The organism is Pandoraea thiooxydans (genome assembly GCF_001931675.1).
Lineage (GTDB): Bacteria > Pseudomonadota > Gammaproteobacteria > Burkholderiales > Burkholderiaceae > Pandoraea > Pandoraea thiooxydans.
In genome coordinates, this window is record NZ_CP014839.1 from 3,093,067 (window position 1) to 3,105,004 (window position 11,938).

Below are 11,938 nucleotides of genomic sequence, written 5' to 3' on the forward strand. Positions count from 1 at the left end.
CCCCAATCGTCTGTACCGAAGAGAGCACGCCACGGCATTCGTCGCGTGTAGGATCCTCTCGCACTTGTGCATAGGGTCGCATGCACAAGCACACCGCCCCGATCCTGTCCGCTATTTTTTCACGTCCTGCAACCAAGTCGCAATGTGCTTGATTCGTAGCGTGAACGGCGACAAGGCGCCGAGGACCGCGTCGGACTACAAATTCTTGTATGTTTCCCTGTGCTCGGAGGCAACGCGCCGACCCGGGCGGCGGCGTGGATACGCTCGCGCCTCGTTCACGCCTGCGACGGCGACGCGCCGAATTCAATCATCTCCCCAGCGAACAGATTCGGATCGAACTGCGGGTCAAGCCGGTAGAACTGTTGGAGCGCCAGTGTCGCTTCCTCGTCGGAAGTCATCAACGACGCCCGCAACTGCTGCGCTGGCGACAGCAGGGCCGGCAGATTTTCCGACACGATTTTCCACAGCGAATCGCCCGGCGCGACGCGATAGGAAAACGATGCCTCCGGTTGGCCTGGTCCGCCAAGATCGTTGACCAAGCTGGACGCCGTGACGACCGCACCGTTCGGCCCACTCGTGCGCAATGTCGTGCCGGCGCCCAGCGGCAAGTCGAGCGGCACCGCAATATAGGTGTCGTCTCGCAACCCCGTGTCAGTAGACTGGGCCGCGTTTTGCGCTTGCAGGTTCTGCAGCAGGAGCGAGGTGCTATCAGCACGGTGCCGACGCTGGCCGGCAGGCAATGCAATGGCGCCGCCGCTGAGTTGAATCAGTTCGCGCGCCACCAGGCCGCCCGCCAGCAGATAATAGGGCTTGGCCAACGCACCGGGGCCAACCATCGGGCGCGCCAGGCTCTTGTTCATTTCATTGCGCGCCGCCCATATCGTTCCCAGCGTAAACAGGCTGTCGAGCGCGGCGCTCACCGGCCCGCCGGTGCCACGCGTGTTGATCAAATCTAGCGCGGTCCACGTCAGGCCGCCCGCGCCCAGCGCCGTCATCGCACCGCCTTGCACCCACTTCGAGAGTCGGCTGGATTCCCAAGTCACTTTGGCGAGGCCGCCTGACATCGCGGCGATGGTATGCAACGTCATCGCCGTATTGGCTGCACCGAAGATCGTGTGGAATGCCGTGGCCACCGCCGCCTGCGGTGACGAAAAATCGACGTTGCCGCCCATCGCCCAGGCCGCCGTCGCCGCATCGTTGAACAAGTAGGTGCCAAGCACGCCCGCGCGATACAGTTTGCCGGCCGGCGCCCGCGCATCGAGCGCGTTGATCGACGAGGCCTGCGTGCCGATCGTTCGGTCAACAGTAATCTGATACTCGCCGACCTTGGCCATGATCGCATGGAATTTCTGCTCGGCGGTCCAGCCGCGCGTCGGATCGACGGGCAAATCACGCAAGAATTTGTAGTTCTCCCAAAACTGCTCGGTCAACGCCGCGGTGCGTGCGATTTGCGCATCGGTGATACCCAGATGGGGCGCCAGGTCGGCCAGGCGGCCAACGAAGCGGTTGAGCGAATCCCGCGTCACATGCCCCTGTTCGAAAATCGATTCCCAATCGAGCCGCATTTTTTCGCCGTACAGCGTCTTGACGCCGATCAGCAAGCCGCGCACATCGAACGCGCCGGCATTGGCTGCGTTGGAATCGATCGCACCAGCCACCGAAGGGTCGCTCAAGCCGGCTGCCTCGGCGCTCGCCGCGGCAGTCGCAGTGCTCACTGCCAAGGCGCCGGCAGTCAGTTGGCGCGGCAGGGAATCGTTGTTGCGCCCGCCAGTGGTGCCAAGCCCGGTTGGGTTGCCGCTGTCCACCGCCTGATCGTGCCAAACGATGTTTTGATCCTGCGGTGCGCCATAGCTGTCGTAGAGCACGGGAAATGCGCCTGGATTTGTCGCCCCGGCCGGCTGCGCCGCGCCGCCGGCCGGCACCGTCGTGCCAGGCACCACGATACTGTCGGTGCCGCCTTCGGCTGCGCTTTGCTGAATACGGTCGAACGCGGCGAGCCAATCGTTGAATGCGCGCCAGGCCCCGCGCTGCAACTCCGAACGATGTTGCTGCAGCGTCGCCAGCATCTGGTCCATCGCGGCGATATCCTTGAAGCGCCCCTCGCTGGTCAGTTCCGCCCGGGTCCAGGCTACCGTGCGGGTTTCCGCATCGGCCATCAGCGCCTCATAATTGCCGCGCAACAGTTGCCACAGCGCCATCGGATCACGCGCGGCGATGGCCGCGAACAGCGGCGAACCGGTATTGAGCGCCTGGTTGTACTGCCCTGTGTTGACCGGCTTGACGGTATCGCTGCCGAACAGCAGGCGGTCCTTGTTGTCGACGATGAAGTCGACCAGGGCGCTGCGCAGGTTCGGATTATCCGTATAGGCCTGTGTCACGTCGTTCCACGAAATATCCGCCCGTGCATTGGGCACATTCGCGAATAACTGGTACAGCTTGTGAATGTGCTCCGGTGCCGTGATCAACTTGCGCGTGCTGGTGCCGTCCGGGTTCACCACCTTCACGTAACCGCTGATCATTTCATCGTTGGGCCGGCCGAACCGGCTGATGCCGGTATGCGCCAGCACCACATTGACGTTGCGATATTCGGGCCGCGACAGCACCTCGATCATCTTGTCGAAGTTTTCGTAATACTGCTTGACGGCAGCCGGGCGACCCGCCTCGTCGATGCCGTGCACACTCCAGTCGTTATGCAGCACGATCGCAATGCCGGACTCGTTGGCGAATTTCAGCAATGCGTGAAACGCCGCGCTGTTGACGTCCCACGCGTCGGGCCCCAACTGCAGCGTAATCATTTCCTTGTTGGCGGTAATTTCGCCGATACTTTTGAACAGCCCCGGATAGCGCTTGAGCAACGACTGCACGTAGGCCACCGGATCCTGCTTGCTGTTGGGGCTGAACTCGACTCCGGTGATCGACAGATCGGCCTTCGCGGCCAACGCTGGGTCCTGCTGGTAGAGCCTCGTGAAGTCCCCGGCCACGCGGTCATCGAGCACTGCGGCATTCTTCATGGTGGCCGGTGCCGGCGTGACTGTCGAATAATGCCCATCGCCTCCACAGAACTGCGGGATCGAACCGAACAGGATCCGCTCGTATTTGCCCGACTTGTCCAGCAGCGCGACGAACAGGTTGCCGCTGCGCCGGTCGTAACCCATGCTGTGGGCATGCACGTCCGCGATGACATGCTCGAGCCCACCGGGAACGGCCGCCAGCACGCGCGTCATGTCGTCGGGGGCAAACGAACCAGGTGCCGGCAAACCCAGTTCGGCGAACGCCTCGGAGGTCATTTTCCCTTGCAGTTCACTGTAAAGCTTCGTGTAGGTCTGGGCATCGTAGGACGGCGCGCGGCGCGTGAATAAGCCGCCTACGGTATCCGCCACACGCTCCCAGCCGCGCAGTTGACGCGGGCCGGCGGGATTCGGATGGAAGTTCTCCTCGTCGACCATGGTCCCGGCCTGGCCCGTGCGCACCATGGTGGGCAAGGTGGTGACACCGCCCGAGGCCATCGTCGCATCGAGCGGTGTCCACACCGTCGGTTCGCCCCCCGTGTCGGGCAGGGTCGCCGGGAAAATGCTGGCAAGCGTGCCATTCCGCCGGGCATTCGCCAGGCTCTTGTGAGGCAGCCATCCGGCATTCTCGTCATATACGGAATAGCGCAGACCGGATTGCGTCAGGCGCGCCGGCATCGCGTCGGGCGCCACGTCGGTCACCACGAAATGCGTATCGGCGCCGAGCGTCACGGGACTGCCTTCAGCGCTCCAGGCGATGCCGCCGTTGCGGTTGACCTGGCCCCAGCCCAACACCTCGCCGCCCTTGAGGTTCAGGCCGGGCCTGGCATGGCGCACCAGATAAACATATTGCGTGTTCGCATCCTGCGAGGCGCCCTCGCCAGTAGGCTCGCCGGTGAGCAGAGCGCCGGTGTTGGCGTCGCGATACAGCGCCTGCACGTCCGTGCCGCGATACAGGCGCGCCACGCCGGCCGGCGCGACCGGGCGCCAGGTTCGCGCCGGCCCGGCCGGCGCGCGTCGTTGGGCTTGCCACGCGGGATCGGACACGACGTCATGCGCAATCCAGCCGTTCGCCCCGTCATATACCGCATAAGGGCCGAGCCCCTGCCCGGAAGCGAAGCGCGCGGCGACGTCTTGCGGGGCGAGGTCGTTGACGACGATATGCTCATTGGGGCCCAGCGTCATCACCAGCGGCTGCTGCGGCTGGGATTGAGACTGGGACTGGGACTGAGGGTCGCCCTGCCCACCCGCATTGCCGCCGCTCTGGTGGGGTTCGCCCCAGACGATCTTGCCGTACGGGTCGACGGCACCCGATACGCGTAATGCGCCCTGCTCGAAGTTCGGCCCGGGCGTGCGGCTCGTGACGACGTGCACTTGCGTGCCGGCGGGCAACTCGCCATTCCAGGCGGCGTCGTTGACCGCTGCCATCTGCGTGCCGCCGTAGACGCGCATCTGGCCTTCGGGCGGTGCGGTATCCGGCAGCGCGGCCGGGTCGGGCGCCCACGGCGTCCAGGTCGGTGTCCATGGCACGCCCTGGGCATCGGGTTCGAAGCTCACCGTTGGGAAATACCCGCCCAGCGCGCCCTGTTGCTCGGCCAGGACGAGCTGTTCGTTCGGCACCCAGCGACCGGCGGCATGCAGTGCGTAGGGGCCGACCGGCGTCGTGGCGGAAACCGGATCGCGCGTCACGACGAAGTGTGTGTCGGCACCCAGCGTGACATTGGGATTATTGGTCAGCCATTGCAGTTGGCCAATGTCGTTGATACGCCCTTCGGCCAGCACGACCGGCGCGTCGAGATTCGCCGTCGGCGCGCCTTTCCACACCAGCGTGACCTGCGCGCCCGGCGCCAGACGGCCAGCCGCGGCATCCTCGTACAAGGCCTGCACGTCGGCGCCGCGATACAGCAGCGCCTGCGTCATGGGCGGCGCGGCCAGCGTCTCCGGCATCCAGGTGGACGACCAGTTCACCGCAGGCGCATTCCCTCGCGGCGCGAAATAGCCCGACAAGGTGCCGTTGGCCTCGGCGGCGGCCACCGCCTCGGGCATGATCCAGCCCCGTTGCCCCTGAAACAGCGCGTAGGGACCGATGCCGGCGCGGCCCTGGCCCAGGCTTCCATAAACGATGGACAAGTCCTGCGAGGTCACGACGAAGTGGGTGTCGCGGCCCAGCGTAACGCTGGGGTCATTGGCCCGCCATTCGATGCGCCGGCCCCGCACCACGCCGTCGGCCAACACCACCCCGCGCTGCAGCTTCGATGTCGGTTCAGCGCTTTGCAGCAGATAGACGAACTGCCCCTCCTGGAGTTGTCCAAGCGCGACCGCATCGTACAAGGCAGCGACGTCGGCGCCGGTATAGAGCAGCGTCGGCACAGCGTTGCTCCCGGTGCCGCCTTGCTGATTTCCGGTGCCGTTGTTCGCACTGCCGTTGGTGCCGCCCCCCTGCACGGCATTGACCGACTGGGCAGGATCGCCTGCCCCGCTGGCGCCCGCCGCAGTGGTCGTACGGGTGGTGTTCGACGGGTTCGCCACGTTCACCGCCGGCATCGTGCCGGCGGTCGGCAAGACGTTGCCATCGGGCGACCCGCCGGGTTGGAACAGGCCCCCCGAGCCATCCTGCCCCGCGCCGGTCTGCGCTTGTGCCTGCGCATCGAGCACGCGCTGGTTCGAGGCCTGCTGTTGCATGATTTCGCCCCGCAGCGATTTGATGTATTTGCCAGCGAAGAACGGCGTTAAATTCATCCCGATCATCGCCAACTGGCTCCACTTCTGCTCCCCGCTCATTTGGTCCCAGTTGCGAATCAACGACTCACCTTGATTGACCATCTGATACGTCCCGCCCACCATCGCCGGTCGATTGATCCGCGAGGCCAGCGTGTCCCACTTCATCGCATCGGCCAACACCCCCGCCTGCTCGGCCTCCGGCAGTGTCTTGGCCAGCATCAGCAGCCGTGCACCGCGCAACGTGGCCCCGCTCGCGCCCAGCCCAAACGCGCTCACCGCCAACATCCCCCAGTCCATGCGCGCGCGCCCATCGGCAAACGGATTGATCGTCCCGCCATGCTCCGCCATATTGTGTAAATCCTCGACCGAGGTATACATCCCCCACCCTACGCCCGCCGCCGTTACGCCCAGCAGTGTCACACCCAGCGCCGTGCCCACCCCCGTGAACAGCAGCGCCGTACCCGCGGCCGCCGTCACCAACTCAGCCCCGATGCTTAGCACATTCTCCACGTGCTGCCAGCCGGTGGTCTGGTGAGAGTCCACTTGGCTGTAGGCAATGTCCATCGCCCCTGCAGGGCCCTTGCTGTAGCTGGCCAGCTCGATCCCGCCGGGCTGCGCGTCGTTGCGAGTCTGCAGCCACGTCGGCACGTACAGTTTGCCGCCTGACAGTGCGTTGTTGTGCTGATAGTCGCTCAGGTTGTCGTAGTGCCAGCCGCGATCGTCGATCAGCTTGGTGTGATGACTGCTCTTGTCGGTGACGCCGAACAAGCCCGATGGGCTCGCTCCGCCGTCGTTCGACGCATAGAACGTCGGGATCAGGCTGACCGTCAGCATGGGTGCCCCGCTCGCGCCGGGCGCGCTTGCCTGGCTCGGCAAGCTCACCCCCGCCACCGTCTGCAACTGCTTGGCGATCGGCGTCACGATGTCCGCGAACTTGGGATTGTGCGCATACAGGTTCTCACCCTGATAGGTGCCGATGCTGATCTGATGCAGCAACTCGCCTTCCGAGAGCGGCTTGCCGTAGATATCGACCGGCACCGCGTGCCGCCCGTCCAGCGTCGCCTGCGCACCGAAGTTCACCTGTCCCGTCGATGGAATCCGGTATTGCCCCGCACTCAGCGCCTTGGCAATCTGCGCCGCGCTCAACGCATGGCCATGGCCGTCGGTGGGCGGCTTGACCCCCGCGTATTGATTGTCCGCCAGCGCCTTGGCCAGCTCCTGCGCGCTGAGCAATTGCCCATTGGATGTCAGCGGCAATGCATACTGCCCGCTCACGATCAATTGCGCCCACGCTTCGTTGGAGATCGGCTTGCCCCCGCTTTGCGGCGCCGCATACCCGGCCTGCCTGAGCCACTGCGCGGTCATCAGCGGCGATTGCGCCTGCGTCCCCTGCCCGTTGGCTCCCGGTGCCGTGGGCATCGCCACCGCATCGGGCGCCATGTTCAGCCCGGCCGCGATGAAGTTGTCCAGTTGGGTCGTGTCGCCGAACTGCGACGACCCGGTGCCGTAGTGTTGCCCGATGTCGTTGAAGTAGGCTTTCAGGGTGGCCGGCGCAGTCTGCAGGAAGCTCTGATAGCTTTGCTGCGCGTATTGGCTGTTTTGCTTGCCGGCGGCTTCCTGGCTGCCCAGCTGGTACGCCATCGTGAAGTTGCCCGGCGGCGGCCCGCTCTTGGCCGTGCCGATCTGACGGTTCAGCGCATCGGCCAGGTCCGTGCCGTACCCGCCGCTCATCGCGTCGCGCACGCTCTGAAACGTCATCCCTCCATCACCTCCGCCCTGGATGATGAAGATCATCGGCCCCGCCTTGCCCGTCTCTCCCCCCTTCAGGTTGCTCGCCGCCAGCAGCCACTGCGCCGTGCTGTCCGCGTATTGGTGCGCCTGCGGGTCCTGCGCATCGGCCACCTGCACCGCCTGGCTCAGCCCCTTGTAGAAGTCCGTCCCCCGGCCCATCGCCGGCGTCCCCGTGTTCGACTCGAACCAGTGCTCGTTGAAGTTCTTCTGGATCGTGTCCAGCGCCAGCGCCGCAAACTGCGGCGGCGCGTTCTTCGTCATCTGCTGCAGCCACTTGCCCACCTTGTCCGCGTTCATCGTGTCGTCGTGCTGCGCCTGGATCACGCTCGGATCGTTGCTCGGCTCACGGCCAGGACTCTTCATCAGCGCGTTGAACTGGCTTTGCAGGTAGCTCGCACTGAATTTCGGCGCCCCGATCTGGGTCCACAACGCGTCGGCTTCGCCCGGCAGCAGCGCCTGGCTCATGTTCGTCTGCAGGATCTGCAGCGCCTTCGCATCGTTCGCGCTCGTGCGCGTGCCCTGCGTGAGCTGGTTCACCTGGCTTTGCACCCGGTTGAACCGCACCGTCTGCCCCGAGCCCAGCAGCAGACCAATCTTCGCTTGCGCACTCTGGCTCGCGTGCGCGATCGCGTATTGCAGGTAGTCCTTGTTGTGCAGCTCCGTCTTGTCCGTCGCGCTCAAGCTCGGATCGTCCGGATTCACGCCCGTCGCGTCGACCCCCGTCATCTTGTAGATCGCGTACTCCAGCGGGTTGCTCTGCGCCAGCTGCTTCTCCCACCCGTTCTTGATCTGCGACGGGTCGATCTGCACCCCGCTCATCTGCACCTGCGCGAACGCCACCGGGTCGCTTTGCGCCAACTGCTTTTGCGCCGGCGTCAGCGTCGGGTCGTTCGGGTTCACGTTGGCCACGTAGTGTTGCAGCATTTGCTGCGCCGAGATCACCGCCGTCTCCCCGGGCACGCTCAGCGGGTCGCTTTTATCCCCCAGCGAGTACAGCTCCGTGCTGTGGCCTTGCGCCACCGCCTGCGCCGCCTGCTGCTGCTCGGCCGGGCTTACGTCCACCCCCGCATCGTCGTGACCGGCCTGCACCTGCGCGTATTCGCTTTGCGCCCGGCTCAGCTCGCTGCTCACGTCGCCGTAGTCCGCCCGCCGCGCCCCGCCCGGCTCCTTGTTCAGCGCCGCCATGTCCGCCTGCGCGTTCTTCAGGTGCAGCTGCGCGGCCTGCAGCGCGATCTCGTGGCCCAGCGCCTGGTTGAAGTCGTTCAGCGCCGTGCTCTTTTGCGCGTCCGTCGCCCCCGGCGTCTGATTCACGATCTCCATCCGGAACGCCCGCTCGCTGGTCGCCCGGCTCGCCGCGCTCTGCCCCTTGACGCTTTTTACCGCGTCGTCGACCAGCAGCTTGAGCGTCGCGTCCCCTTTGCCGCTGGCCTTGAGCTTGGCCGCCTCGCTGTCGATCGCCGCCCCCGCCCCGCTCGGGTCCTTCGCCCCGTCGCCCGCCAGCCTCAACTGGTTGGCCGCCGAGCGCTGCACCGCCAGCCAGTCCTGGTTGAATTTCTGTCCCTGCGGGTCTTTCTGCAGATAGGCCTGCCACTGCGCATCGCTCATCCCGTACGGGTATTGCTTTTGCAGCGCCGCCTGCACCACCTTGGTCTGCGCCTGCGCGGCCGCCAGCCGCCGCGCCGTCTCCTGCTCCGCCGCCAGCAGCGCCTGCTGCGCGCTCAGGCTCGACGCGTTCACCTGCCCCGCCGGCACCGCCGTGCTCTTATCCCCGCTGCCTCCCGTCGCGCCAGCCTTGGGCGTGGCCCCGCTCGTACTCGCCGGGTGTACCGGCAGCTCCACAGGCCCACCACCATCTGCTGGCATGATCAACATCGGTCTCTCCTTATTATTTATTCGACGCGCACGCGGATACCGGAGCACCCGCTCCTCACCACGATTCTTCGCGTGTCATATAGGAGTCACAATTCGCGCAATTCGTAGCCAGACTGGCGATATGCAGCATCAGTCCGCCGAAAACTACGGAAATTTGTATGTCGATACTGGAAGTTATGGACGTGTGGTGATGCGGCGTCGCGCGACACGCCACAAAGACGCGTAGTTTTCGTCCGAAAATACGTACCGGATTACGAAATATTCCTGCTCCGGTCGCGCCGCCATTGCCTATATTGCTATCGATCTTCCGTCAAGACCGCGAAGCACAACGATAGTGAGGACCTCATGCAACAGGCACTTGCACCACGGGTCAATGACGCAGAGATGCTGGCGTATCACGCCTTCGCTGCGCGACGTCACGATGCGCATACCGCCCCCGGCACGCTGGCTGCACTGCTGGGTACGCCGCATTCCGAACAGCGGAACGCTCGAGAGAAACTCGACCGCCGGGAAACCGACATGGGTGCCGGCACCGTGGCCGCCGAGGCGATCGCGCTGCTCATGCGCATCGCCAGTGCACACGGCGTTGGCGATCTTGCGGCGCGGGTTCATCATCACGAACCCACCTATTCGGCAAGCGCCAAGCAGTCTCATATGCCAGGCGACGTGCTGGTGCAAAAGACGCTGTCCCTCAAATGCGGCAGCGCCTACCTGCTGGCCACCGGCGTCGGCGCCTGGCGCATCAGCCGCCCATCCCGGCGGGCTCTCGCCGCGCGTGATTGTCTGCCGGCATCGGCCAACGGCAGCTTCACGATCAACCCCACCTCTTTCGACGTGGCCTCGGAGTTGGGGCTTGCGCCCGGCATGGTTTCGCCGTTTCTCAAACCCGGGCTCGCCTCGCGGCTCGAACGGGTGGTCATCCTCGAACCCGTCGATATCGACGCGACGCAATTCGCCGTGTCGTTGTCGCTATTCGAGAGCCTGGTACTGCCAGTTACGCACTTTGTGGGCATCATCAGCGACTACCTGAGCGCGGCGCTGCCGCATCTGCCACAGCGTATCGCGCGTCTGCCACCTGTGGCGCCGTCGTCATAGGTAAGCGCGCCCGCTTTGGCCTGACGCTCAGGCGCGGTTCGGTACACACATAAAAGTCACCATCGGCGCACTGCGGCGAGAGCATCGAAAGCCCTTCGACCGCATCGAAAAACTGCGCGCTTTGCTCCGCCTGCGCGCGCAGTTCTGGCGACCGCAGCGCGGCCTTGTCGCGGCGCAATACGAGGTTCTCTTCAATGCGTCGAGTCATCTGCCCGAGCAGATGCGTGGCGGTACCTTCGGCATCGGCGAAATCTTCGAGCCCCGAGACCAGGTTGCGAAATGCGCTTTGCACATCGCCGTGCGCGACGTCGTGATGCGTCAGGCGACGTGCTTCGTCGAAGTAGCCGAAGCGGCTCTGCACCTGATAGAACGCCGTGACGAACACCAAAAAGCGCGTATATGCCTGGCGATAGTTATGCTCGTAAAAGGCGCTCGCCTGCGCTTCGTCGATTTCCGCGCGCAACGTGCTGCCCAGACACGCGGCGGCCAGGGTGGCGCCATACATCGCCAGATGCACGCCGCTCGACAGCAGCGGATCGAGAAAGCAAGCTGCGTCGCCCGTCAGGAAATAGCCGGGGCCGGCAAACGCGCTCGAGCGATATGAATAATCCTGCTCACTCCTGACCGGCGAGACCAGGCGCCCGGAGGCGGTAATACGCGAGATCAAGTCAGAGGCGGCGATGCAATCGCGATAAATCTGCTTGAGCATGGCGCGCTTGCGTGCCGCGACGTATGCATCTTTACGCAGCACCGCGCCGATGCTCATGGTGCCGTCGGCCAGCGGAATCGCCCACAGCCAGCCGTCAGGAATCGAGGCGACCGTGATCGCGCCGTCGCGCGCCTCGTTCGGCTGCGGAACGTCGCTCCAGTAGCCCCACAGCGCAATATGTTTGAACACCTCGTGCATCTGCCGGTTTTTCAGGTAGCGCGTGGCCATCAGGCCGCTGCGGCCGCTGGCGTCGACCAGATAATCGAAAGCGATGCGATGCTTCGCCCCATCACGCCCCACCCATTGTGCGGCCACCGGGCGTTCGCCGCAAAATTCCAATTCCCGCACGTTCGCGCCCTCCGCGACGTGCGCGCCGAGCCGGCGCGCGTGCTGCAGCAACAGCGCATCGAACGTTGCGCGAGACACCTGGAAGCTATGCTGGTAGCGGCCGCGAAGCTCGCCGAAATCGAGCGTCCACTGCTCGCCCTGCCAATGCAGGTAGGCGCCGGGTTTGCGCACAAACCCTTGCGCTTCGATAAATTCGCGCGCACCCAGCAGTTCCAGAACTTCCAGGCATGAAGGCAACAGCGATTCGCCGACGTGATAGCGGGGGAACATATCGCGCTCGAGCAACACCACGTCGATGCCGTCGCGCGCGAGGAAGCCGGCGGCGGTCGAACCGGCCGGGCCGCCGCCGACCACCAGGACTTTTGTACGTTGCGGGAGTTGCATCAGCGATTGA

3 protein-coding genes are annotated in these 11,938 nt (G+C 65.0%); 1 reads left to right on the plus strand and 2 read right to left on the minus strand.

The window, feature by feature from the left end:
* Nucleotides 1-275: 275 nt before the first annotated feature.
* Complete coding sequence (locus tag PATSB16_RS14175) at nt 276-9,392, minus strand: DUF4781 domain-containing protein (protein WP_047214767.1); 9,117 nt, start codon at nt 9,390-9,392, stop codon at nt 276-278.
* A 345-nt stretch (nt 9,393-9,737) separates the two neighbouring features.
* Between PATSB16_RS14175 and PATSB16_RS14180 the strand changes: the two genes are divergently transcribed.
* Nucleotides 9,738-10,487, plus strand: coding sequence for a hypothetical protein (locus tag PATSB16_RS14180; RefSeq protein ID WP_156884756.1), 750 nt, complete (start codon nt 9,738-9,740; stop codon nt 10,485-10,487).
* Here the strand turns inward: PATSB16_RS14180 and PATSB16_RS14185 are convergent.
* Nucleotides 10,408-11,928 carry an NAD(P)/FAD-dependent oxidoreductase gene (locus PATSB16_RS14185; RefSeq protein ID WP_072628655.1) on the minus strand — a complete coding sequence of 507 codons (1,521 nt, stop codon included), beginning with the start codon at nt 11,926-11,928 and terminating at the stop codon, nt 10,408-10,410. The genes PATSB16_RS14180 and PATSB16_RS14185 overlap by 80 nt on opposite strands.
* Nucleotides 11,929-11,938 lie beyond the last annotated feature (10 nt).